Here is a 23,326-nt window from a genome sequence, read left to right on the forward strand (position 1 = left end):
GCGCACGGGCCACGCACCGGACCGGGGGGAGAACCGTCATGATCCACCGTCCCTCACCATGGACCCGCACCGGCGGCGCGCTGCTCGCCGCTGCGGCCCTCGCCCCGGCAGCGGCCGCCTGGTACCTGTTCGCCGCCCTGCTGCCGGACGACGCCGAGCGCTACCGCTCCTACACGGCCGCCGCCCCCTGCCCGGCCGCGAGTCCGGGCGCGGCCGTCGAGGAGTGCGTGCGCACCGTCCCCTTCACCGTCGCCGGCACGGTCGTGCGGCACGCCGGCAAGAGCTCCGAGTTCCGGGCCACCCTGGACGGCGCGCCGCTGTGGAGCGGCGAGGTGCGCTTCTCCGACGCAGGGCCCCTGCTGGAGGACCTGAAGCCCGGCGAGCGGGTGGACGGCACGGTGTGGCGCGGGCGGGTGATGGGCCTGGAGCGCTCCGGCGTCGCGCAGCGCTCCGCCGACAAGCCCCGCGACGAGGCGCAGTTCACCGCCGCAGCAGGCACCTTCGCCGCGCTGCTCGCCCTGTTCACCGCCGCCGGGGGCGCGCTGCTCCTCGCCGGCCGCCGCGCCACCGCCGCCCTCGCCCGCTCGCTCTTCCTGTGGACGCTGCTCGCCTGCGGCGCGCCCGCGGCCCTCGCGTTCTGGGCCGGCCTGCCGTGGTGGACGGTGCCGGCCGCGGCCGTCCCCGCGGCGCTGTACGCGGCGTGGGTGCTGCGGCGCCGCGACGCCGGGGGAGCGCAGGGGTTCGCGGACGGCCGCCTGCCCGCCTGACCTCCCGTCACGCCCGCCCGGGTACCCGGGCGGGCGGTTCGAGGAGCGGTACCGGTTCAGCTGGCGGCGGCGGCCGACGCGGGGGCGGGGAAGGTCTCGCGGGGCCCGAAGTCGCTGTAGGCCACGGTGACGACGGAGGCGACGCTCGTGCCGCCGCGGGGCACCTTCATGGACTGCTGCTGGGCCAGGATGCGGCCGGCCCGGTCGATCCAGATGTCGTGCTCGACCGCGGTGACGCCCTTGTCGACCAGCTTCTTGTGCTCCTTGGGGGCGATGGCCTTGATCTGGTCGGCCGTCAGGCGCGCGCCGAGGTGGTAGGCCGCGACGCCGTTCTTCTGCTCCATCCCCTTGCGGGCGGCAGGCCCGGCGGCGGCGAGCGCCTTGGCGTAGGCGATGGCGCCGGCCTCGGCCGGGGCGTTGTCGTCCCCGGCGGTGCCCGCCGAGCTCCAGGCACTGCCCGGCTTGGTCCTGTCGCGCATGAAGGTGGCCGTGCCGGTGCTGACCGACTCCATCCACAGCATCGGCTCGTCGCTGTCGCCGAGCGTCATCTTCGTCTCGATCCTGCACTCACGGGTCGGGGTGTTGAAGTTGACCCGCCCGCTCTGGGTGATCACCGATTCCTGGCCGTCCGCCGCCGCGGTCGTCCTCATGGTCTCGGTGGCGGCGTACGGCGTCCGGTCGGCGTTCGCCAGCGCCACCGCGGGGTCGAACGCGCCGGAGGCGTCGACCAGGGCACCGTTGGCACTCGCAAACGCCGTCGCCGTCGCCGTCGCCGTCGGCGTGACGGTCGCGGTCGCACCGGGCGTGCTGCTCGCGCTCGCACTCGGGGTCGCGCTCGCGCTCGCGCTCGGGGTCGCGCTCGGGCTCGCCGCGGCCGGTGCGCTGCCGGCCGTCGAGGCCGACTGCGCGTCGCCGTCGTCGCAGGCCGCCACGGCGGACAGGGCGAGCACCGTGGCAGCGGTGATCAGGGAGGTACGGCGGATCGTCACATCTTCTCCGTCAACTGGGGTGAGCAGGAAGAACACTCCCACGAACCACCCCCGTGTCCGAAGGCATTTTCGACCGCCCCGCCCCACCCGCCCCGACCGGACCCCGGCGACGTCGTCCCCGGCCGCACCGCCCGCCTCCCGCACCCCCGCTGACCGCGTGCCACTGCGGGCCCGGTTCCGGGTCCGTGTCCGCAGACGGGAAGGACGCATTTGTCCGCCTATGGTGGAGTGGCGAGCCCGCGGCCCCCCCAAGCGGCGGGCCCGGCGAGGACCTGAACGCCGAACCGCCCGGGCGCACGCACCGCCACCCGCCCACCCGGGCCGAACGAACCGGAGGACAGCCCGTGCGGATCAATCTGACCAGCGTCTTCGTCGACGACCAGGCGAAGGCCCTGCGCTTCTACACGGAGGTGCTCGGATTCGTGAAGAAGCACGACGTCCCGCTCGGCGAGGACCGGTGGCTGACCGTCGTCTCGGCCGAGCAGCCCGACGGGACGGAACTGCTCCTCGAACCCGACGGCCACCCCGCCGTCGGACCCTACAAGCGGGCGCTGGCCGGCGACGGGATCCCCGCCGCCTCCTTCGCCGTCGACGACGTGCACGCCGAGTTCGAGCGCCTGCGCGGACTCGGCGTGCGCTTCACCCGGGAACCCGTGGAGACGGGACCGGTCACCACGGCCGTCCTCGACGACACCTGCGGCAACCTCATCCAGCTCACCCACCAGCACTGACACCCCCTCCGGCCCCAGCACCCGCCCCGGCCGGGGCCCGCAGACCCGGGTGCCGTAGCGTCAGAACCCCGCCCCCGCACACCCCGCCCCCGCCCGACGGTGCGCGGCAGGACCCGCCAGGCCCTGCCGCGCACGCTCACGTTCCCGACCCCGCCGAGGACGCGGTGCGCACCGTGAGCTTCCTGACACGCTCGCAGGCCGCGGACCGCTCCAGGAACACCCCCACCGACGACGAGGAGGCTGCCGGCCACCGCACCGACACCGCGCAGGTGCGGGCATGCGCGCGACCGCCGGGCGGGAGCGCCTTCGCACTGCGCCGCGCCGCATCGAACCGCAGCGAGCCCGCGGCGAGCCGCAGCGGGGGACGCGCCGAACGGCTGCCCAAGTGGCTGGCTGGAGCACCCGGTGACAGGTAGTGTGACTGAGCGTTTCAGCCGGTGCGGGCCGTTTCCCGTTGCTTCGCGGCGCGGCCGGGGAGCGTGTGGCTCCCGGCCGGTCCGAGTCCCGTGACACCCCAGGAAAGGGCGCCGCCGTGTCGGAGCTTCTCGTCGACTTCATCACCTCCCTCGACGGCTGCGCGTCGGGGGAGGGGTGGCCCGGGTTCTGGGGTCTTGAGGGCCCGGAGTACCTCGCATGGCTCGGTGAGCAGCCCGAGGTCACCTATCTGATGGGAGCGAACACCTACCGCCTGATGTCGGGCTTCGCCGCGGGCGAGGTCCCGGGCGGCCAGGACGGGTTCAGGCCCGAGGAGGAGGCGTCCGTCGACGCGCTCACGCGGGCTGCCAAGGTGGTGTTCTCCTCCTCTCTCGGGGAGCCGCTGACGTGGGCCAACTCCACGCTCGTGCGCGGGGACGCCGTCGAGGCGGTCCGCGGCATGAAGTCGGCCGGTTCGGGGCTCCTCAGTACGATCGGCAGCCTCAGCCTGTGCCGGTCCCTGCTGCGGGCCGGACTCGTCGACCGCTTCCGCGTCGTGATGTTCCCGGTGATCACGGGGGCCACGGGTGCGGAGCGCATCTACGACGGCTATCCGGACGTCGCCCTGGAGATGATCGGGCACCGCACCTTCGACGGCCGTATCCAGCTGGTCGAGTACAGGCCCCGCGTGCTCGACCACCCGCCGCTCGGCGTCCCGGCGTGACCTGCCCCGTCGCAGAAGCCGGCCCGCGAGGGGTCAGCTGCCGCCGCCCCGTTCGTCGTTGGCCGAGAACCGCAGGCGGGTGGCGGCCGCGGCGCCGAGGGCGAGCAGGACGACGGAGATCCACAGGCCGGCCAGGTGGTTGCCGGTGCTCTCCTCGGCCCAGCCCATGACGTAGGGGCCGACGAAGCCGCCGGTGATGCCGACGGTGTTGAGCAGCGCCAGGCCGCCGGCGAGTGTCTTGCCCTCCAGGCGGGTGCCGGGGAAGTTGAACAGGAGCGGCTGGACGACGAAGAACGCCAGGCCGGTGAAGCAGAAGCCGAGCAGGGCGATCACGGGGCCGGCGACGGAGGCGACGACGAGGCCGGCGAACATCATCAGCAGGCCGGTCACCACGAAGTTGCGGGAGCGGCGGGGGGTGGTGGCGCGTGGTGGCACCAGGACGGCGCCGAATGCGGCCGTCACCCAGGGCAGGCTGGTCAGCAGCCCGATGGTGAACGGTGACAGGTGCCCCCAGCCGCCGATGATGCCGGGCAGGAAGTAGACGACGGAGTAGAGCGCCACCTGGTGCGTCCAGTTGGCGAAGATCGCGATGAGCATCTGCCTGTCGCGCAGCACCGTCAGCAGGGAGCCGGAGCTGGTCCCGGCGGCCTTGGCGCCCTCCGCCTGCTCGCGGGCCGCCGCCTCGCTGACCAGCGCCGCCTCCTTGGCGCTCAGCCACGGGGCCGTGGCCGGGCCGTCCGGGAGGTACCGGAAGACGACGAAGGCCAGCAGGACGCAGGGAAGGCCCTCGATGACGAACATCCACTGCCAGCCGTGCCAGCCGCCGATCCCGTCCATCTCCAGGAGCAGACCGCCCAGCGGGTTGCCGAGCACGCTGGCGATCGAGGCCCCGAGCAGCAGCAGGCCGATGGCCCGGCCCCGGGTCTCGGAGCGGAACCAGTACGTGAAGTAGAGGAGGATGCCCGGCAGCAGGCCCGCCTCGGCGGCGCCGAGCAGCAGCCGCAGCGCGTAGAAGGACTTCTCTCCCTGGACGAACGCCATGCAGGCCGAGATGAGGCCCCAGGTGAGCATGATCCGGGTGATCCACCAGCGGGCGCCCACCCGGTGCATGATCAGGTTGCTGGGTATCTCGGACGCCGCGTAGGTGAGGAAGAACAGTCCGGCTCCGAGCCCGTAGGCGGCGGCGGATATGCCGAGGTCGGCCTCCAGCCGTTCCTTGGCCAGGCCGATGTTGGTCCGGTCGAGGAACGACATGATGTAGGCCGCCAGCAGCAGCGGCATCAGCCGGCGGAGGTTGCGTCTGTCCAGCTCGCCGAGGGTGTCACGGGGCGTGGGGGCGGAGGGCATCGGTGTCCTTAGGGGAGGGTCCAGGCGGTCCGCGGGGTGCGGGACCGGGGCCGGGGTGTGGGGCCGCCGGCCGGGGCCGGGCGGTGCGGCAGGCGCGAGGCCGTGGCGCGTGCGGCACCGCCCGGGGGAGGGGGGAGGGGGTTCAGAGCAGGATCCGCATCGGGTCGCCGAGCGCGCCGGTGAAGGCGGCGAGCCAGCGGGCGGCGACGGCGCCGTCCACCGGCCGGTGGTCCACGGAGAGGACCACGGTCATCGTCCTGGCCGCGGTGACCGCGCCGTCGCGGACCACGGCCTGCTCCCGTACCGCGCCGACGGCCAGGATGGCGGCCTGCGGCGGGTTGATGATGGCGGCGAACTCCTCGACCCCGTACATCCCGAGGTTCGAGATCGTCAGGGAGCCGCCTTCCAGGTCGGCCTGGCGCAGGGTGCCGGAGCGCGCCTGCTCGGCGCGCTCGCGGGTGGCGGTGGCGACCGCCGACAGCGACATGCGCTCGACGCCCCGCAGGACCGGTGTCAGCAGCCCCCGGTCGGCGGCGACGGCGATGGAGATGTCCACGCCCTCGTAGCGGCGTACGGCGTCCGCGTGCCAGGTGGCGTTCATCTCGGGTACGGCCGTGTGCGCGAGCGCGGCGGCCTTGACCAGGAGGTCGTTGAGGGAGACCTTGACCGGGCCCGCCGCGTTGATCCGCTGCCGCAGGGCGAGCAGTTCGTCCACCTCGCAGGTCGCGCGGAGGTAGAAGTGCGGGGTGTGCTGCTTGCTCTCGGTCAGCCGTGCGGCGATGGCCCGCCGCATCCGGGTGTGCGGGATGTCCCGGTAGCCGGCCCCCGCCGGCGCGGCCGGCGCGGCCGGTGTGGCCGGGGCCTGCACCGGCACGGATGCGGGAGCCTGCACCGGTGCGGCGGGCGCGGCCCGGTCCGCCGGCTCCCGGGGCGGGGCGGCCGGCTCCGGCCGGTGCGGCCGGGCGGCGGCGGCCTCGACGTCCCGGCGCACGATCCGCCCGCCCGGGCCGGTGCCGGTCAGCTCGGCCAGTTCCAGTCCGGCCTCGCGGGCCAGCCGGCGGGCGAGGGGACTGCTGAACAGCCGCGCGCCGGTGGCGGGTCCGGCCTCTACCACCGGGAGCGCCAGGGCCGCGGGGGTCGCCGGGGTCGCGGGGGGCTGCGGTAGGGCGTCGGGGGCGGGGGTGTCCGGGACGGTCCGCCGTTCGGGGCGGACGGTGTCGGCCTCGGCGGCGGGGGCCACGCCCAGTTCGGCGAGCAGCGCGTCGAGGTCCCCGACGGGCTCGTCCGGCGCGCCGAGGACCGCGACGGGGGTACCCACCGCGATCTCGGTGCCGGGCTCGTACAGCGTCTTGAGCAGGACGCCGGGGCGCTCGGCGGGGACCTCGACCTCCGCCTTGTCGGTCTCGATGCAGATCAGCGCGTCGTTCGCCGCGAAGGCGGCGCCCTCGGCCACCTGCCAGGCGGACAGCACTCCCGCCGTGTCGTCGGCGGACACCGCCGGCATGCGGAACAGTTCAGCCATGGGGAACCCTCCTGGGTCGCGTGGGGGCGGGTCAGTTCTCGGTGACCCGGCGGAGCGCGGCCAGGGCCTCCGGGGTCCGCGCGATGGCCGCGCGCTCCAGCACCTTGCTGATGCTGGGCGAGGACTCCCCGGCGGTGAGGCGCTGGACCGGCTGGTCGAGCCAGTCGAAGTAGCGGCGCTGGATCTCGTCGGCCAGCCAGCCGCCGTAGGAGGTGCCGAGGGGGCCCTGTTCGGCGAGGAGCACGTTGTTGGTCTTGCGGATGCTCTCGCCGAGGGTGTCCCAGTCCAGGCTGGCCCGGTCCAGCCAGCGCAGGTCGATCACCTCGGCGTCCAGCCCCAGCTGTTCGACGGCCTCCAGGACGTGGCCGGTCATCGCGAGGTAGGAGACGACGGTGAGGGCCGAGCCGGTGCGCCGCACCGCCGCCTTGCCCACCGGCAGGCAGTAGTCGAGGTCGTCCACCGGGCCGGTGCCGGTGGAGTTGTACAGGTCCACGTGCTCCAGCACCACCACCGGGTCCTTGCAGGCCAGTGCGGAGTTCATCAGGCCGACGTAGTCGAAGGGGGTGGAGGGGGCGACGATCCGCCAGCCGGGCGCCGTGGCGAAGACGCCGGCCGGGTCCATGGAGTGCTGGGAGCCGTAGCCGGTGCCCATGGCGACCTTGCTGCGCAGTACGAGCGGCACGTCGCCGTCGCCGCCGAACATGTGCCGCGCCTTGCCGATCTGGTTGAAGATCTGGTCGGCCGCGACCCACATGAAGTCGGCGTACATGAACTCGACCACCGGTGTGTAGCGGCCGTCCAGCGCGATGCCGCAGCCGAGTCCGGCGAAGGCGTTCTCGCTGATGGGCGTGCCCAGGCAGCGGTCGGGGTGGGCCTCGGCGAGGCCCTTGGTGGCGCCGTTGGTGCCGCCCTTGAGGCGGTGGACGTCCTCGCCCATGACGACGATCGACTCGTCCTGGGCCATCCGGCGGCGCATCACTTCGGAGACGACGTCGATGAACCTGCGCTCGGCGGTGGCGCCGGTGAAGGTGTCCAGGTCGGCCTGGCGCACGCCGTCGAACTCCGAGAGGTCGCCGCGTACGCCGACGTCGCGGAAGGACGGGTCGGGCCATTCGGAGGGCTTGATGCGGCGCGTTCCGGGCTTGCCGTCCGGGTCGGGTTCCAGCAGTTCGTCGCCGATGCCGGCGAGCAGTCGCCCGGCCTGCGCCGTGCACTCCTCGACGGCGGCGGCGTCCAGGATGCCGCGCTCGGTGAGCTGCTCGGCGAGCAGGGCCAGCGGGTCGCGGGCCCGCCACTGCTTCTCCTCGTCCTTGGTGCGGTAGCCGAACGCGCTGCCGGGGAACGGGCCGTTCTGGTGGTAGTAGCGGTAGACGTCGGCCTCCACGATGGTGGGGCCGTTGCCGGCGCGCATGTGGGCGACGGCTTCGCGCATGGCGAGGTGGGTGGCGAGGGGGTCCATGCCGTCCACCTGCCAGGCCGGGATGTTGAAGCCCAGGCCGCGTGCGGAGAGCCGGGGTTCGGCGGTGACCTCGTCCACGTGGGTGGAGACGGCGTACCGGTTGTTCTCGATGAAGAAGCAGAGCGGCAGCTTCCAGGCGGCGGCGAGGTTCATCGTCTCCAGGACGGAGCCGATGTTCACCGCGCCGTCGCCGAAGTAGGCGACCGACACCGCGTCGGTGCCGGCCTGCCGTGCCGACCAGGCGAACCCGGCGGACTGCGGGACGCCGCCGCCGACGATGGCGTTGGTGCCGATCGCCCCGGCCTCGCGCCACTGCAGGTGCATGGATCCGCCCCGGCCCCGGCAGAAGCCGCGGGCCAGCCCGCAGATCTCGGCGAGGCTGCGGGTGAGGACGCTGCGGACGTCCTCGCTCACCGGCGCGCGCGGGTCGATGCCGTGCGGGGCGACGTGGCCCAGGGCCTTGGCGAGGAACTGGTGGTGCCCCCGGTGCGAGCCTCCGACGAAGTCCGCGCTGGTCAGCGCGTGCACGGAGCCGACCGCGCCGCCCTCCTGGCCGATGCTGGAGTGCGCCGGGCCGTGGACCAGTCCCTGGGAGGCGAGGTCGAGAACGTACTCCTCGAAGGTCCTGATCAGCAGGGTCTGGGCGAACATCGAGGTCAGCAGCGCGGGGTCGGCGTCCTGCCAGTCCCTGCGGGTCGCCGCCAGCTGCGTCCAGGGCGATGCCGGGGCCAGTTTGCGGTGTGTAGGCATATGAACTCCCCTAGGTGTTTCGACCAGCACTGTCCCAGCGAATGGATCCATAGCCAACCCCCCGTTACCGGAGTGTGATGTGCAGGTGACGAGAGAACCCCTTGACTACGCCGCCTACTGCGGACCAGGGTGATATCCATGCCAGGACAATGGATCCATTCACCGGAGCGGGGCGAGGAAGCCCCACGGCAGGGGCTGCCCGGGCTGGCCGGGGTCGAGCACATCGGCTTCACCGTCCCCGACCTCGAAGAGGCGACCCGGTTCTTCGTCGAGGTGATCGGCTGCCGGCACGTCTACACGCTCGGGCCCCTGCGCTCCGAGGGCGCGTGGATGGCGGAGCACCTGAACGTGCACCCGCGCGCCGTGGTGCGCGAACTGCGCTTCCTGCGCTGCGCGGGCGGCCCAAGCTTCGAGATCTTCGAGTACGAGGCCCCCGGCCGGCGCACGGACCAGCCCCGCAACAGCGACATCGGCGGCCACCACCTGGCGTTCTACGTCACCGATCTCGACGCCGCCGTCGCCCATCTGCGCCGCCACGGGGTGCGGGTCCTCGGCGAGCCGACCGCGAGCAGCGGCCCCAGCGAGGGCCAGCGCTGGGTCTACTTCCTCACCCCCTGGGGGATGCAGCTGGAGCTGGTCTCCTACCCGCACGGCAAGAGGTGCGGGGAGGGCGCGCCCGCGCCGCTGTGGCAGCCTTCCGACTGAACACCGCCTGCGCACAGGAAAGCGAGCCGTACCCGTCGTGCCCCAGAAACCGACCACCGGACCCAGCGCCTCCGCCGTCGCCAGCCAGCGGGTCGCCGACCACCTGCGCACCGCCATCCTGAACGGCGAACTGCCGCCCGGGGCGCGGATCATGCAGGAGCAGGTCGCCGAACAGCTCGGCGCCAGCCGCCTGCCGGTCCGCGAGGCCCTGCGGATCCTCGCCGCCGAGGGGCTGACCGTCGTCAAGTCCAACAGCGGCGCCTGGGTCTCCAAGATGGACATGCGCGAGTGCGAGGGGGTCTACAAGATCAGGGAGCGCCTCGAACCGCTCGCGCTGAGCGAGAGCATCCCGCACCTGAGCGCGGCCCAGATCGCCGAACTCGCCGACCTTGCACGGCAGATCGAGGCCACCACCGACGTCGACCGCTTCCTCGTCCTGGACCACCGCCTGCACCTGCTCACCTACGCCGGCTGCCCCGCCGGCCAGCTCACCGAGATGGTGGACCGCTTCTGGAACACCACGCAGCACTACCGCCGCGCGTTCGCCCGCATCACCGACGCCGCCGGCTGGGAGCTGATCCACGCCGAACACCGCCTGATCATCGAAGCCATCCGGCGCGGTGACGGCGAGGACGCCGAACGCTTCCTCACCGGACACCTCCGCCGCACGCGGCTCCAACTGGTCCAGCACCCCGAACTCTTTCGCGAGGACGCAAATGACACCGCTGAGTGACCCCACCCCCTTCCGCGGCAAGACCCTGCTGCTCTCCGGCGCGGGCGGAGGCATCGCCCGCGAGGTCGCCCGCCAGTTCCACGCGGCCGGCGCCCACCTGGTGCTGGGCGACCTGGACCCGGGAGCCCTGGAGGAGTTCGCCGCCTCGCTGGGGAGCGGCACGGGCCGGGTGCTGACCCGGCACCTGGACGCGGCCTCGGCGCAGAGCAACACCGCGTTCGTCGCCGCCGCCGTCGAGGAGTTCGGCTCGGTCGACTTCCTGGTGCCCGCCGCCGGGATCTACCCCGAGCAGGCCGTCGCCGACATGACCGACGAGCAGTGGCGGACCGTCGTGTCCGTCAACCTCGACGGGGTCTTCTTCCTCACCCGCGCCGTCCTGCCGCACCTCAACAAGCACGGCGCCATCGTCAACCTCGCCTCCATGGCGGGCCACCGGGGCAGCATCCGGCACGCCCACTACGCCGCGACCAAGGGCGCCCTGCTCGCCTTCTCCCGCAGCCTCGCCTGGGAACTGGGCGGGCACGCCCGGGTCAACACGGTCTCGCCGGGCATCATCGAGACCCCCATGACCCGCGACTACGTCGCCGCCCGCGGCGGGGACGCACTGGCCGGCACGCCCATGGGCCGGCTGGGCCGGCCCGAGGAGGTCGCCTCCGTCGTCACCTTCCTGTGCTCCCCCGCGGCGAGCTTCGTCCACGGCGAGACCATCCAGGTCAACGGCGGCATGCACATGATCTGACCCCCGGCCCGGACGCCCGCGCCCGAGGGCCCGGCCGGCCCTCGGCCGTCCGTCCGTCGCCGCGCCGCCGAGTGCGCTACCGGGTCGCGGAGCGCCTGCGCCGGGGGTCCAGCCGGAAGTCGGGGCAGTCGCGGTTCCGGCAGGGGCCCGGGCCCCACACGGGAACGAACACGCCGAAGGTCACGCGGCGGTGGACGGCGACCGGCACGGACTTCTTGCAGGTCGGACACGCGTACGCTTCCGGCTCACGCTTTCCTTTGACCATTTCTTTACGATATGCCCGTCCTGGGGCGGGGGGAAGCGCCCGGCCCCGCCGCCCTGGGCGCGGGCGGGGTCAGGCGTCCCGGTCCGGTGGAGCGGCCGGGGGCTCGGGGCCGTCCCCCGCGGGTGGCGGGCCGGGCGGCTCGGAGGCCGCGAAGGCGGCCCGCTGCCCGCCGGTCCCGGCCCGTTCCGCCCCGCCCTTCGGGGCGGGCCTTGTGAGACTGAGCACCACGGAACCCGCCAGGACGACGGCGATGACGGCGAGGCTGAGCGGCGAGGGGATCTCCGGGACGTCGGGGCTGATCATCTTGTGGGACGCCTGGAGCACGAGCTTGACGCCGATGAAGGCGAGGATGAGCGCCAAGCCCTTGCTCAGGTAGTGGAACCGGTCCAGGAGGCCGGCGAGCATGAAGTAGAGGGCCCTCAGGCCCAGGATGGCGAACGCGTTGCTGGTGTAGACGATGAAGGCGTCGTCACTGACCGCGAGGACGGCCGGAACACTGTCGACGGCGAAGATCAGGTCCGCGGCCTCGATCGCCGCGACCACCGCGAGCAGCGGAGTCGCCACCCTGCGGCCGGCTTCCCTGACGAAGAACCTCGCCCCGGCGTACTCGTCCCGGACCGGGACGATCCTGCGCAGCATCCGGACGGCAAGGCTGCTGCCCGGGTCGAAGCTCTCCTCCTCGTCCTTGAGGAGCTTGTAGGCGCTATAGAAGAGCACCGCCGCGAAGGCGAACAGCACCGCGGTGAACCGGCTGACCACGGCCACGCCGAGGGACAGGAAGATCCCGCGGAAGACGAGTGCGCCGATGACGCCGAAGAACAGCACGCGGTGCTGGTAGGCGCGGGGCACCTTGAAGTACGCGAAGATCACGGCGAAGACGAACAGGTTGTCGACTGACAGGCTCTTCTCCAGCAGCCAGGCCGTCGTGTACTCGGTGCCGGCGGTGGTGCCGAGGACGAGGAGGACGACCACGCCGAAGGTCAGGGCGAGGCCCACCCAGAGGCCGCTCCACGCGGCGGCCTCCTTGAAGTGGATGACGTGCGCGGTGCGGTGGGCCAGCAGGTCCACCGCCAGCGACACGACCACCGTCGCGGCGAACGCCCCCCACAGCCAGAGCGGGACCTCAAGCACGGCGAACACCTCACTTCGGCCCGCGCGAAATACGCCGGCCCCACTACAGGAGTGTCCGCCATCGCGCCCTGGCGAGCACGCCCGGCCCGGCCGACGCCGCCCCGCCCCGGCCGACGCCGTCCGTCGCCCACCGTCCGTCGCCCACCAGGCCTCGCCCCACCCTCGCGGCTGGGGCTATAGGCAGGATTCCGGGGCCAACTCCGTTCGGGGCTCAACCCGCCCGATCACGGGTGAAACGCCCAGCGAGAGGCCCGCAGCCCTTGGTGATCGCGACTGCCGTCTACGCAATCGATCAAAAGAGCTACGGGCGTGTCCCGATCAGAATCATTGGCACGGCCGGTCCGAAGTCGGCCCCGTTGCGGTGCCTTCGGTCGGGCCTCAGTACTGGAATCTCACCGCCGCGATGTACGGGTTGTGACGCAGGACCAGGTCCTCAAGGCAATTCGGCACCGAGGTGTTCCCGACGAAGTCGATCGGCACGATCCCGAGCCGCTGACTGTAGTCGGCGAGGTGATTCCTCAGAAATTGCCGGGTGGCGCCGTTGATCTTCTCGGCCGCCGTCCCGACGTAAGCACCGGCAGCGCGGCTCAAGAAATTGATATAGAACCGGTTGGGGCTCACCTTCCCGGCGGCGGCGAGTTTCAGATACTCCTCGACCTTGCCCTCCTTCACCGCGTTGGCCGCATCGAAGGACCTGCCCTTCCCGTAGATCTCCCAGCCGTTCTGGGTTTCGAACAACGTGTTGTAGGACGTGCCGTCGGTGTGGAATCCGTTCCACTCCAGGCCTCCCCCACCGGGCAGCGCCTTGCCCACCGAGGGGTAGGTCGACGGCCAGCCTGCCTTGGACGCGGGATCGTACGCCCGGACAAGGACGATCTTTCCCCGGCAATCCTCCAGCTTCGGGCTGGAATTGGGGAACACCCACACCGAAGGGTCGTACAGGTCCAGGAAGCGCTCGAGGAACTCCTCGCCCGTCCGGTTGACCAAGCCGTTGTTTATTTCTTGCTGGAGGTTCATGAGGATCGTCTCGGACGGATGGGCGTGCAGGAAATCCCGGCACGCCCTTTCGACGTCGGCGAAGTGCGTCTCCTGGTACACGCTGCCGTGGAAGACGGGGAAGTCCCACGTCCCATGCGCATGGACACAGCGCACGTCGAGGAAGCGGACTCCGGCCTCGAGCAACTCGGTGATGCTCTTCGACTGGCACTGCGTCGGTCCGCCGCCGTACAGGGCGCAGGACTCGTGGGTCCCGAGGATGCTCAGTTTGTGCAACTTGGTGCCGTTGTCCACCCCGGACATCCAGTTGAGCCGGCCAACCGTCGTCATGGCTCCCCCTCCTTCGACCTGGGACCGTTGGGGCCCCGACGGGATCGTATTGCAGGGTGGCCCGCCGAGTGGACGAAACGCCCGGATTCAACGTCCTCGGCGCGGGCGGGCTGACAAGTGCAGAGCCGCGCCAGCCCGTGCGGCGGCTTTTATCCGGCTTCGACGAAGATTCGCTGGCGCAATCGCATGGTCAACGCTGCGCATTTTCCTGCGGTATGGAGAATCGCCGCAGCTCAAAGAACTCGCAACACGATCTTGCTGATCGTTGCTGGTGAGGCGTGGCCGATGTGGCGATTCGTCCGTTCGTGATGGCGTGAGCAAGAAGCCGTGGATCGTGGACGACGAGCTGTGGGCGCGGATCGAGCCGTTGCTGCTGGTCTGGCCGAGGCCGGCCGGCGGGCCGAGGGCCTGGCCGCCGCCGAAGAGGCGTCCGCCCACTGCCGCGCCCTCGCCGAAGCCGACCCCGACGCCCACCTGCTCGACCTCGCGAACGAACAGCCTTGCCTCCCAATCTGCATGGCGCACCGCCAGGGAAACGGCCGGTGGGGAGGGGCCGGTCCGGCCGCACAGGCCTCGGCCTCGCGTCGACACCCGTTCACCTGGGCGCCCACTTGATCGCTTATTGATAACGGGTCTGGTCCAAAGCGCGCGTGGCCGGCGTCCCCCGACTCCGCGCGGCAGTCGAAAGGAAAGACCATGGAACGCAGATCCCTGCTCGGCGCGACCGCCGGAGCCCTGGTGCTCGGGGGCCTCGCCCAGGGGCCCGCCGCGGCGGCGCCCGCCGGCGGCGCCGACGGGCTCGTGACCACGTTCGACGTCATCAGCGACATCCAGGGCGACCTCGGCGACTTCGCCCAGGCGCTCAAGGACATCAGGGCCACCAACCCGCGCTCGTCGGGCCTGGCCGTCGCGGGCGACATCACACCGCGCGGCTACGACTTCGAGTACGCCGAGGTCCAGAAGGTGCTGGACCGGGGGCCGAAGCCCCGCGAGGTGGCCTGGGCCATCGGCAACCACGAGTTCTACGTCCCCAAGTGGGCCGACCCCGACACGCTCGCCCAGGGCAGCTGGCCCAACGGCGCCACCGAGGACTCCCTCTTCCGCAGCTTCCACCGGTTCGCCAAGCGGTCCACGGTCTACGCGGAGACGACGTTCGGCGGGATCCCGGTCCTGACCCTCGGCACCGAGCGCTACATGAGGTACCACGACAGCGCCCTGTGGGACGAGGTGTGGATCAGCGACGCGCAGTTCCGGTGGCTGGAGGAGCGCCTGCAGTACTGGGCGAGGCGCCGCAAGCCGGTCATGGTGATCACCCACCACCCGCTGCCCAACACCGTCTCGGGCACCCGGAGCAAGATCTACGCCGGCGACTACCTCCAGCCCGACCGCCTCCTGGGCCTCCTCGGGCGCCACCGCGACGTCTTCCTCTTCAGCGGCCACACCCACTGGGACCTCACCCTCTCCGACTGGTACGTGCGCCGCGTCGTGCCGGGCACCGCCAACCTCGACGGCTTCTCGGTGGTCAACACGGGCGCCGTGCAGACCGGCTTCGCCGACAACGGACAGGGCGGCGAGGCCACCGTCCCCGGCCACTTCAACCAGGGCCTCCAGGTGGAGGTGTACCGCGACCGCGTCGTCATCAAGGCCCGCGACTTCGCGACCGGCACCTGGCTGAAGCGGATCACGGTGCCGCTCTCCACCCGGATCTGACCCGCCGCACAGCCCGCCCTCCCGCCGCACAGCCGCCCTCCCGCCGCCGCGCCGGTCCGCCCCTCCGCGCACCGGCGCGCCGGCGGCAACCGGCGCGGTCGCGGCCGAAGGGGCTTGCCGGCGCGAGGACCCGGTGGCCACCGCCGTCCGCCGACCGGCCGGTGAGCGCGCCGGCCCGAGCCGACCCGGCATCTCGGGGTCGGCGGGGCCGTTCCCGTAGGGGTGCGGGGTGCCCGGCGGCACCTGAGTCGGATCATGAAGCCATCCCGCAGCAGGACCGGGGGCGGGTCGGGAGGACCGGAGACTGGAGGCGATCCGAGAGACCGAGTTCTGCATAGGGGGCGGCATGGTGCTGCGAGTTGGACGAACGACTTCCGCGCTGACGGCGGGTGCGGCCGTACTGGCGGCGCTCGCGCCGACGACCGCGCTCGCCGCGCAGGAGCCGCTCCAGGGGGAGGGACGGCAGCAACTGCGGTGGGAGCGGTGTGCCGCGGACCAGCCGGCGTCGCTGGAGTGCACGACGGTCAAGGTGCCCCTGGACTACGCCGACCCGGGCGGCCGGACCATCGGCATCGCCGTCTCCCGGATCAGGGCGGGCAGTGCGGCGAAGCGGCACGGCGTGCTGCTGATGAACCCCGGCGGCCCGGGCGGTGCGGGGCTGGCCATGCCCGCCGCGATGGAGCCCCTGCTGCCCTCCGAGGTGCGCGAGCGCTTCGACCTGATCGGCTTCGACCCGCGCGGGGTCGGACGCAGTTCGCCCCTCGAATGCGGCCTGACGGCGGACGAGCAGATCCTCGACCACCCCTACGCGGCCCGGACGTTCGGACAGGACGTGGCGCGCGCCAGGAACGTGGCGGACAAGTGCTGGGCCAAGGCCGGGGACCTGCTGCCGCACATCACCACCCGCAACACGGCACGCGACATGGACGCCGTGCGGGCCGCGCTGGGGGAGCGGAGGATCTCCTACCTGGGCCACTCCTACGGCACCTACCTGGGCGCGGTCTACACCCAGATGTTCCCCCGGCGCGCGGACCGCTTCGTGCTCGACAGCGCCCTCGACCCGGCCCTCGTCTGGCGCGGTGTGCTGCGCGGCGCGAGCGAAGCCGCCGAACACGCCTTCACCCGCTGGACGCAGTGGGCCGCCGCACGCGACGCGACCTACCGGCTGGGCGCCACCCCGCAGGCCGTCCGCGCGGCGTTCTGGGACCTGGTCGCCCGCGCCGACCGCACGCCGATCCCGCTGGAGGGCCAACTGTTCGACGGTGACGCCATCCGGGCGCAGTACCGGGCCTTCACGGAGGTCGAGGCCGTCACGCCCTTCGTCGTCGCGCTGAGGGCCGCGGCGGCGGGCACACCGGCCGGGCCCGGCGCCGCGGTTCCCGCCGCGGCCGGTGCCCCGGACGCGGACAACGCGGTCTCCGCCGCCTGGGCCGTCCTGTGCGGGGACGCCCGCACCTGGCCGCGCGACCCCGAGCAGTACCGCCGGGACGCCGTCCGCGACCGCGCCGCCCACCCCCTGGCCGGCGACCTGGGGGCCAACATCCAGCCCTGCGCCTTCTGGAAGTCCGCCCCCCGCGAGGCGGCCACCGCGGTGGACAACGACGTCAACGCCCTGATCGTGCAGAACCAGTGGGACCCGCAGACACCCCTGACGATGGCCGCGGGGATGCGCCGCGCCCTGCACGGCGCCCGCATGGTCACGGTCGCCGACGGCCAGGGCCACGGCGTCCTGGTGACCGGCCGCCCCTCCTGCGCGCAGGACGACGTCGCCCGCTACCTGACGACGGGACGGCTCCCCGCGAAGGACCGCACCTGCAGCACCTCGCACCACGGCTGACCGCGCGCCGGCCGCAAGCCGCCTGCGGCCCAACGACCCGCACCGCGCACCGCGAGACGTGCCGGCCGCTCGCACCCTGACCGCCGGCACGGCGCTGCGGCCCCCGCCCGACCCCCGGCGTCCACGCCACGGGGCCCGGGCGCGGGCGGTGGTAGCGTGCTGCGCGTGGGACTCTTCGGGCCGTCGTGGACGGCGCTGAGGGCAGCGGTGGAAGGCCTCGCGGCCGAGGACTTCGCCCGGCCCTCCGGGTGCGCGGGCTGGCTGGTGCGCGACCTGGTGTGCCATCTGGTGATCGACGCCCAGGACGTGCTGATCACCCTGGCGACCCCCTCCCCGGCGGAGCCGACCAGGGACGCGGCGTCGTACTGGCAGGTCGCCGACGGCCCCCCGGACGGCGAGGACCCGCTGGACGCCCTGACCGTCCGGCTGGCCGCCGCGTACGGGGACCCGGAGCTGCTGCGCTTCCACCTGGACGACGTCGGCTCCGCGGCAGGACGCGCCGCGGAGCTCGCCGCCCCGGGCCGGCGGGTGGCCACCCAGGGACAGGTGCTCACAGCGGGCGACTACCTGGACGCCTACGTGCTGGAGTGGACGCTGCACCACCTGGACCTGGTCGCCCACCTGCCGCACGCGCCCGGCCCGCCCGCCGAGGGGCTCGGCGCAGCGCGGCGACTGCTGGAGCGCGTCGCCGCAGCACCCTTCCCGGCCTCGTTCGCGGACGCGGACGCCCTGCTCGTCGGCACCGGCCGACGCGCCGCGACACCTGCCGAGCGCTCGCAGCTGGCGGCGCTCGGCACGCGCGGGCCGAAGCTGCCGCTGGTCCTCGGCTGAGCCGGGGCGCTCAGCAGGACAGGCCGGCGGCGCGCCTCCGGGCCCCGGCCGCTCGCAACGAGGCGAAGGCCACCGCCGAGCGGGCCCGCTCAGTGCCGGACCAGGCCGCCGACCGGCACGGGAGCGACATGCCCGGTCGCCGGAAGCGTCCGTGCCAGGGCGAGACCGATGTCGACCAGCGACGATCGTCGCAGAGCGGCAACGCGGGGGACCGGCGTCCAGAGCGACTCGGCGATCGCGCCGTCCGGCTCGGGCCGGAGCCGGCCGCCGACGATCCGCACCCGGTAGAAGACGCCGACGTTCTGGTGCTCGGGACCGCCGGGGACGGCCCGTTCGGCCGCAGGGATCACCCGTGAATCCACACCCAGCAGACGCTCGACCACCGCGTCGCAGCCGGTCTCCTCGCCCACCTCCCGGATCACGGCGTCGAACGGGTCCTCCCCGTGCTCGACCCTGCCACCCGGAAGGGTCCAGGTGGACTCGCCACCGGACGACACATGACGGGAGACCAGCACCCGGTCACCGTCCATGCACACGGCGTACGCCGCCAGTCGGAAACTCATCCCCGCACCTCCCCGTGGACCCTATCCCCCCAGGAGCCGAACACGGGCCGGGCAGCTGCCGGGCGATCGGCCGCAACGCGCGCCCGGCCGGTGCGCGCGCAGCCCCGGGCCGCTGCGAACCGCCCTCTCAGCCGGCTGCTCCGCCCTCCTCCGCCAGGCACAGCACCTCCGGTTCGACGAAGGCGGTCGGCCGGCGCCGCGCAGGCGGCCGTCGGGCATCCGGCGCGTCCGGCGCGTTCGCCGATCCACCCCGCACCGCTCCTGTCACGCCGCACCGGCACGACCAGGCGGCGCACGACGGCGAGCAGCGTCGCACGGTCCTCGGCGATGCCGGCCGCGATCGGGGCGAACTCGTGGCCGGGCTGCGAACCGGCGGTGCTCCCGGCGCTCTCGCCCCCCGTCCCCGGGCGCCGGGCCGGGCTCCTCGACCAGGGCCCGGCCCGGTGCGGACGTGACGCAGCGGACCTGGACATCGCGGACTTCACCGTCCAGCACCACTTCGGCCCAGCCGGGCCGGCACGGGGTACGGCCCCGTCCGGGCCGACCGAGCACACCAACGCGGCCCGCCGCCCCGCCGCGTGGCCAGGCCCGACCCGCGAGGCCGCCGCCCGGGGCGAGGACGCGTCGCCCCTCGACGCGCCCGACGCCGAAAAGCGGGTGCCACCCGCCCCCCGATGGCCCAGCATGGCCCGTATGCCCGAACCCTCGATCCTCACCCGCGCCGAGGCCCTCGAGCGCCGCCAACTGCTCGACGTCCGCACCGTCCACCTCGACCTCGACCTGACCCGGGGCCAGGAAGTGTTCGGCTCCACCACGGTGATCCGCTTCGGCTGCACCACCCCGGGCGCCGGAACCCATCTGGACGTCAAACCGGCCAGGCTCCACCGGGTGGTGCTGAACGGCCGCGAACTGGACGTCGACACCCTGCGGCAGGGACGCTTCCCGCTGACCGACCTCGCGGCCGACAACGAACTCACCGTCGACGCCGACATGGCCTACTCGCACACCGGCGAGGGCATGCACCGCTTCACCGACCCCGCCGACGGCGAGGACTACGCCTACACCCAGTCCTTCCTCGACGACGGCCCGCGCGTGTTCGCCGCCTTCGACCAGCCCGACCTCAAAGCACCGTACACGGTGTCCGTCACCGCGCCGCCGCAGTGGACCGTGGTCGCCAACAGCACGGGCTGCCAGATTGCACCCGGCCGCTGGCAGTTCGCGCCCACCCCGGCGATCAGCAGCTACCTGCTCGCGGTCGTGGCCGGCCCGCTGCACTCGGTGCACGCCGAGCACGACGGGATCCCGCTCGCCCTGCACTGCCGCCGCTCGCTCGCCCCCCACCTGGACGCCGACGCCGCCGAACTGCTGGAGGTCACCCGGCAGGGCTTCGACCACTACCACCGGATCTTCCGGCACCGCTACGCCTTCGACAGCTACGACCAGTGCTTCGTCCCGGAACTCAACCTCGGAGCGATGGAGAACCCCGGCTGCGTCACGCTGCGCGACGACCTCGTCTTCCGCTCCGCCGTGACCGACACCCAGCGCGAGCAGCGCGCCCTGGTGGTGGTGCACGAAATGGCGCACATGTGGTTCGGCAACCTGGTCACCATGAAGTGGTGGGACGACCTGTGGCTCAACGAGTCCTTCGCCGAGTACCTGGCCCACGCCGTCACCGCCGCCGCCACCCGCTTCACCGGCGCCTGGACCGCCTTCGCCGCCGACGGCAAGACCTGGGGCTACGACGCCGACCAGCGCCCCTCCACCCACCCCGTGGCCCCCGCCACGGTGGACGACACCGCGCAGGCACTGCAGAACTTCGACGGCATCTCCTACGCCAAGGGCGCCGCCGCGCTGCGCCAACTGGTCGCCTGGCTCGGCGAGGAGGCCTTCCTGGCCGGAGTCAACGACCACTTCGACACGCACGCCTTCGGCAACGCCACCCTCGACGACCTGCTCCGCGCACTGGCGGCAGCCGGCGGACGCGACGTCCACGCCTGGGCCGACCGCTGGCTGCGCACCACCGGCGTGGACACCCTGCGGGTGGGCGACGGCCGCATCACCCACACCTCGCCCGACGGCGTCCTGCGCCCGCACCGGCTGACCGTGGGCCACTACCGTCGCACCGCCGAGGGCGCCCTGGAACTCGCCGAGCGGGTGCCGCTGGAGCTGGCGGCCGACGGCACCGGGGCGAGGACGGGCCCCGCCGCGCTGACCCTGCCCAACGACACCGACCTCGGCTTCGTCAAGGTCCGGCTCGACCCCGGCTCCTGGCAGACCGTGCGCTCCTCGCTCGGCGCCGTGCCCGAGGAACTGGCCCGGGCGGTGCTCTGGAACTGCGCCCGCGACCAGGTACTGGACGGGGAGCTGGCACCGGGGGAGTACCTGGAGCTGGCCGCCGCCCACCTGCCGGGCGAGACCTCGGTCCACCTGGTGGACGCGGCGCTCTCCTTCGCCCGCACCTTCGTGACGGACTGCGCCGTGCCCCCGCCCCAGCGCCCGGCGGCGCTGGCCCTCCTGGCGCAGGCCTGCCGGGCCCTGCTGCGGCGCACCGGCGGCGAGCCGCAGCGCACCGGTCTGCGCCTGGTGGCCGTGCGCGGCGTGATCGGCACGGCCGCCGACCCGGCGCAGGCCGCCGAACTGCGCGACTGGCTGGCGGCCGGCACCGTGCCCGGCGGGCCGGCACTCGACCCGGACCTGCGCTGGCAGCTGCTGCTGCGGCTGTGCACGCTCGGCGCGGCCGGCGAGCCGCAGATCGCCGCCGAGCTCGCCGCCCACCCCAGCGACACCGGCGAGGAGGGCGCCGCCCGCTGCCGCGCCGCACTGCCCGACCCGGCGGCCAAGGAGGCCGCCTGGCAGGCGCTGTTCCACGGCGAGCTCTCCAACTACCTCGCCGCCGCCACCGCGAGCGGCCTGTGGCAGCCCGAGCAGGCCGACCTGCTGGACGGGCTGACGGCGCGCTACTTCGAGGAGCTGGGGCCGGCCGCCGCCCGCCGCGGCCCCGCACTGGCCCGGGTGCTCACCCGGGCGGCCTTCCCCGCCTTCGCCGCCACCGAGCGCACGGTACGGGCGGCCGAGGCCTGCCTGGCCGACCCGGACCTCACCGCGGCGACCCGGCGCGGACTGGTCGACCAGCTCGACACCCTGCGCCGCGCACGGCGGGCACGGTCGCTCGCCGAGAAGTAGCACCCGCCTCACGGCCGCCCGCCCGCCCCGCCGCACACCACCGCGCCCGACTCCGACGACACCGAGGCCCCGCGCGGCGAGCCCGCCGCCGCGCCCGCCGTCGCGCCCGGAGGGTCACGGCTCGCCCACGGTGATGACCTCGTGGCACACCATGGACGGACGGTCCGCCTCGACCCGCAGGACCCAGGTCCCCTCCGAGGCCGTCATCTCGGCGCCCGCCCCGCCCGCGCCGTCCGGCAGCAGCACCACCGGCCCGGCACCCGTGAGCGGCCCGGAGACAGGGGACAGGCGGGCCCGCAGCGCCCGCCCGGTGACCGCCGGCCCCGTCGCCCGGACGGTGAACGCAACCCCCGCCCAGGCGAGTTCGGGCACCTCGATGCCGAACGCGGTGTCCCCGTCGAGCATCCGGCGGGCCGGCCTGCTGCGCCGGATCGCACCGAGCTGATGCCGCAGGGACTCGGCACCGGCCATGCCCGAGTGGCGCTCGCCGCTCCACAACGCGTCGTCCTCGCGCTCCAGCACCCAGGAGGCCACGGCCGATCCACCGGGGACAGTGCCGTCGCCGCCCCACTCCCCGTCGTTGTCCAGACGCGTCACGAACTCCAGCCCCCCGTCGGCGCCGACCACGACACCGTGCACGGTCGGGTGCGCCCTCCCGGCGAAGCAGTGCACCCGGTACGGCGGTGCGGCGAGTCCGGCCTGATTGCGCTCCCACGCCTCGTCGATGTCCCGGTGGAACGCGAACGCCTCCTCCACCAGCGCGGTGGGCAGGTCCGGCACGGCCACCCGGGTCAGCAGGCGCCGCTCGTCGCCGTCCCCGCCGAACACGGCCTTGTACTGGGGCAGCAGTTGGGCGACGGACGGGAAGGACCGCGCGAGGAGGGCCAGTCTCTCGTTGACCGACAGGACGCGCTCGAACGCCCGAGCGGCCGCGTTCTGCGGCTCCACGGCGTGGCCGGTGAGCACCCGGACCGCCTTGGCGGCGCCCCGGAACGGTGTGCCCAGGGTGACCAGGGCGCGGGTGTGCTCGCGTCCGCCGAGGCACTCCAGGTAGTAGCGGGCGACCAGGCCGCCCATGGAGTGACACACGAGGATCAGCTTCGGCGGGTCGTCGCGGGCCTGCGGGTGGACGCCGGGAGCGAGCTCCCGCCACTCGGCCAGCGCCGAGTCGACCCGCTCCCGCAACTGCCGCGCAGTGAACCGGTTCGACAGGCGCCAGTCGTAGGGGAACACCAGGTACTGCTTGGGATGCGGCCCCTGCTCCCTCCCCTCGGCCCCGCTCCAGCCGAGGGCCGCCCGCACGTCGGGGTACCCCATGCTGGACACGAGGCCGGGCAGCGCCTCGGGGCCCTTCAGCAACTGGTCGGCGTCCAGGGCCCAAGGGCCTTCGGGCGCCTCGTCGCCGACGCCGGGCGGCAGCATCAGGCCCTCCACCGCCCGCCCGGGCCTCCGAAGGCCGAGCAGCGCCTGCTTCGACTGGTTCCAGACGTCCTCGCCGTCGCGCGTCAGGCGCGTGCCGAGGATGCCCGGTACGAAAACGACCAGGTCGTGGTCCACGTGGTGGCCCTCCGCTCTCTTCCGCTCCGGCGGCCCCTGCCCG

The 23,326-nt window shown here is 73.4% G+C and carries 20 protein-coding genes; 12 read left to right on the plus strand and 8 right to left on the minus strand.

Translation table 11 applies throughout. The features are described from left to right. Positions 1-38 precede the first annotated feature (38 nt). Complete coding sequence (locus ACFU74_RS03620) at positions 39-767, plus strand: hypothetical protein (protein WP_380751146.1); 729 nt, start codon at positions 39-41, stop codon at positions 765-767. 56 nt (positions 768-823) lie between these two features. On the opposite strand, the gene ACFU74_RS03625 is transcribed toward ACFU74_RS03620, so the two are convergent. After that, positions 824-1,756: a hypothetical protein gene (locus ACFU74_RS03625; protein ID WP_380751148.1), complete on the minus strand. Its 933-nt coding sequence runs from the start codon at positions 1,754-1,756 to the stop codon at positions 824-826. A gap of 344 nt (positions 1,757-2,100) precedes the next feature. On the opposite strand from ACFU74_RS03625, the gene ACFU74_RS03630 reads away from it, so the two are divergent. From ACFU74_RS03630 to ACFU74_RS03640, 3 genes are all read left to right on the plus strand, one after another. Beyond that, positions 2,101-2,487 carry a VOC family protein gene (locus ACFU74_RS03630; protein WP_380751151.1) on the plus strand — a complete coding sequence of 129 codons (387 nt, stop codon included), beginning with the start codon at positions 2,101-2,103 and terminating at the stop codon, positions 2,485-2,487. Continuing rightward, entirely contained in the window at positions 2,484-2,903 is a 420-nt protein-coding gene (locus ACFU74_RS03635) for a DUF6357 family protein (protein ID WP_380751314.1), read from the plus strand. Before ACFU74_RS03630 ends, ACFU74_RS03635 begins: the two co-directional genes overlap by 4 nt. Positions 2,904-3,019: 116 nt before the next feature. Then, entirely contained in the window at positions 3,020-3,625 is a 606-nt protein-coding gene (locus ACFU74_RS03640) for a dihydrofolate reductase family protein (protein ID WP_380751154.1), read from the plus strand. A gap of 33 nt (positions 3,626-3,658) precedes the next feature. Here ACFU74_RS03640 and ACFU74_RS03645 read toward each other — a convergent pair whose 3' ends face one another. The 3 genes from ACFU74_RS03645 to ACFU74_RS03655 form a co-directional block, all read right to left on the minus strand. Next, positions 3,659-4,972 carry an MFS transporter gene (locus ACFU74_RS03645; protein WP_380751157.1) on the minus strand — a complete coding sequence of 438 codons (1,314 nt, stop codon included), beginning with the start codon at positions 4,970-4,972 and terminating at the stop codon, positions 3,659-3,661. Between the two features lie 142 nt (positions 4,973-5,114). Further along, positions 5,115-6,494, minus strand: coding sequence for a dihydrolipoamide acetyltransferase family protein (locus tag ACFU74_RS03650; protein ID WP_380751160.1), 1,380 nt, complete (start codon positions 6,492-6,494; stop codon positions 5,115-5,117). Between the two features lie 31 nt (positions 6,495-6,525). Then, positions 6,526-8,703 carry a thiamine pyrophosphate-dependent enzyme gene (locus ACFU74_RS03655; RefSeq protein ID WP_380751163.1) on the minus strand — a complete coding sequence of 726 codons (2,178 nt, stop codon included), beginning with the start codon at positions 8,701-8,703 and terminating at the stop codon, positions 6,526-6,528. Positions 8,704-8,841: 138 nt separating this feature from the next. Between ACFU74_RS03655 and ACFU74_RS03660 the strand changes: the two genes are divergently transcribed. The 3 genes from ACFU74_RS03660 to ACFU74_RS03670 are packed head-to-tail and all read left to right on the plus strand — an operon-like array spanning position 8,842 to position 10,880. Next, positions 8,842-9,408 carry a VOC family protein gene (locus tag ACFU74_RS03660; RefSeq protein WP_380751166.1) on the plus strand — a complete coding sequence of 189 codons (567 nt, stop codon included), beginning with the start codon at positions 8,842-8,844 and terminating at the stop codon, positions 9,406-9,408. Positions 9,409-9,445: 37 nt separating this feature from the next. Continuing rightward, the gene (locus ACFU74_RS03665; RefSeq protein WP_380751169.1) at positions 9,446-10,141 is read left to right on the plus strand and encodes a GntR family transcriptional regulator; all 696 of its coding nucleotides are present in this window, start codon (positions 9,446-9,448) and stop codon (positions 10,139-10,141) included. After that, positions 10,125-10,880: an SDR family NAD(P)-dependent oxidoreductase gene (locus ACFU74_RS03670; protein WP_380751171.1), complete on the plus strand. Its 756-nt coding sequence runs from the start codon at positions 10,125-10,127 to the stop codon at positions 10,878-10,880. Before ACFU74_RS03665 ends, ACFU74_RS03670 begins: the two co-directional genes overlap by 17 nt. A gap of 334 nt (positions 10,881-11,214) precedes the next feature. Here the strand turns inward: ACFU74_RS03670 and ACFU74_RS03675 are convergent, their stop codons facing one another. Together ACFU74_RS03675 and ACFU74_RS03680 are read right to left on the minus strand one after the other, a co-directional pair. Continuing rightward, on the minus strand, positions 11,215-12,276 hold the full coding sequence (locus ACFU74_RS03675; protein WP_380751174.1) for a TerC family protein: 1,062 nt from the start codon (positions 12,274-12,276) through the stop codon (positions 11,215-11,217). 378 nt (positions 12,277-12,654) lie between these two features. Then, positions 12,655-13,602, minus strand: a complete 948-nt coding sequence (locus ACFU74_RS03680; protein ID WP_380751177.1) for a phosphatidylinositol-specific phospholipase C domain-containing protein — start codon at positions 13,600-13,602, stop codon at positions 12,655-12,657. Positions 13,603-13,670: 68 nt separating this feature from the next. Between ACFU74_RS03680 and ACFU74_RS03685 the strand changes: the two genes are divergently transcribed. From ACFU74_RS03685 to ACFU74_RS03700, 4 genes are all read left to right on the plus strand, one after another. After that, on the plus strand, positions 13,671-13,877 hold the full coding sequence (locus ACFU74_RS03685) for a hypothetical protein (RefSeq protein WP_380751180.1): 207 nt from the start codon (positions 13,671-13,673) through the stop codon (positions 13,875-13,877). A gap of 421 nt (positions 13,878-14,298) precedes the next feature. Beyond that, entirely contained in the window at positions 14,299-15,312 is a 1,014-nt protein-coding gene (locus tag ACFU74_RS03690) for a metallophosphoesterase family protein (protein ID WP_380751183.1), read from the plus strand. A 346-nt stretch (positions 15,313-15,658) separates the two neighbouring features. Continuing rightward, complete coding sequence (locus tag ACFU74_RS03695; protein WP_380751186.1) at positions 15,659-17,149, plus strand: alpha/beta hydrolase; 1,491 nt, start codon at positions 15,659-15,661, stop codon at positions 17,147-17,149. 165 nt (positions 17,150-17,314) lie between these two features. Further along, positions 17,315-17,980 carry a maleylpyruvate isomerase N-terminal domain-containing protein gene (locus tag ACFU74_RS03700; protein ID WP_380751188.1) on the plus strand — a complete coding sequence of 222 codons (666 nt, stop codon included), beginning with the start codon at positions 17,315-17,317 and terminating at the stop codon, positions 17,978-17,980. 89 nt (positions 17,981-18,069) lie between these two features. Here the strand turns inward: ACFU74_RS03700 and ACFU74_RS03705 are convergent, their stop codons facing one another. Continuing rightward, positions 18,070-18,543 (minus strand): NUDIX hydrolase, encoded by a 474-nt coding sequence (locus ACFU74_RS03705; protein WP_380751190.1) that lies wholly within the window; start codon positions 18,541-18,543, stop codon positions 18,070-18,072. A gap of 693 nt (positions 18,544-19,236) precedes the next feature. Between ACFU74_RS03705 and pepN the strand changes: the two genes are divergently transcribed. Next, on the plus strand, positions 19,237-21,726 hold the full coding sequence (gene pepN / locus ACFU74_RS03710) for an aminopeptidase N (RefSeq protein ID WP_380751193.1): 2,490 nt from the start codon (positions 19,237-19,239) through the stop codon (positions 21,724-21,726). Between the two features lie 114 nt (positions 21,727-21,840). Here the strand turns inward: pepN and ACFU74_RS03715 are convergent, their stop codons facing one another. Next, entirely contained in the window at positions 21,841-23,283 is a 1,443-nt protein-coding gene (locus tag ACFU74_RS03715) for a hypothetical protein (RefSeq protein WP_380751196.1), read from the minus strand. Positions 23,284-23,326: the final 43 nt, after the last annotated feature.

Source organism: Kitasatospora sp. NPDC057500 (assembly GCF_042802195.1).
GTDB lineage: Bacteria > Actinomycetota > Actinomycetes > Streptomycetales > Streptomycetaceae > Kitasatospora.

Bases quoted from the DNA above. Each gene is read 5' to 3' on its own strand.
- ACFU74_RS03620 (WP_380751146.1), top strand. From the start codon at position 39: ATGATCCACCGTCCCTCACCATGGACCCGCACCGGCGGCGCGCTGCTC.
- ACFU74_RS03645 (WP_380751157.1), bottom strand. From the start codon at position 4,972: ATGCCCTCCGCCCCCACGCCCCGTGACACCCTCGGCGAGCTGGACAGA.
- ACFU74_RS03650 (WP_380751160.1), bottom strand. From the start codon at position 6,494: ATGGCTGAACTGTTCCGCATGCCGGCGGTGTCCGCCGACGACACGGCG.
- ACFU74_RS03655 (WP_380751163.1), bottom strand. From the start codon at position 8,703: ATGCCTACACACCGCAAACTGGCCCCGGCATCGCCCTGGACGCAGCTG.
- ACFU74_RS03660 (WP_380751166.1), top strand. From the start codon at position 8,842: ATGCCAGGACAATGGATCCATTCACCGGAGCGGGGCGAGGAAGCCCCA.
- ACFU74_RS03670 (WP_380751171.1), top strand. From the start codon at position 10,125: ATGACACCGCTGAGTGACCCCACCCCCTTCCGCGGCAAGACCCTGCTG.
- ACFU74_RS03680 (WP_380751177.1), bottom strand. From the start codon at position 13,602: ATGACGACGGTTGGCCGGCTCAACTGGATGTCCGGGGTGGACAACGGC.
- ACFU74_RS03690 (WP_380751183.1), top strand. From the start codon at position 14,299: ATGGAACGCAGATCCCTGCTCGGCGCGACCGCCGGAGCCCTGGTGCTC.
- ACFU74_RS03695 (WP_380751186.1), top strand. From the start codon at position 15,659: ATGGTGCTGCGAGTTGGACGAACGACTTCCGCGCTGACGGCGGGTGCG.
- ACFU74_RS03705 (WP_380751190.1), bottom strand. From the start codon at position 18,543: ATGAGTTTCCGACTGGCGGCGTACGCCGTGTGCATGGACGGTGACCGG.
- pepN (WP_380751193.1), top strand. From the start codon at position 19,237: ATGCCCGAACCCTCGATCCTCACCCGCGCCGAGGCCCTCGAGCGCCGC.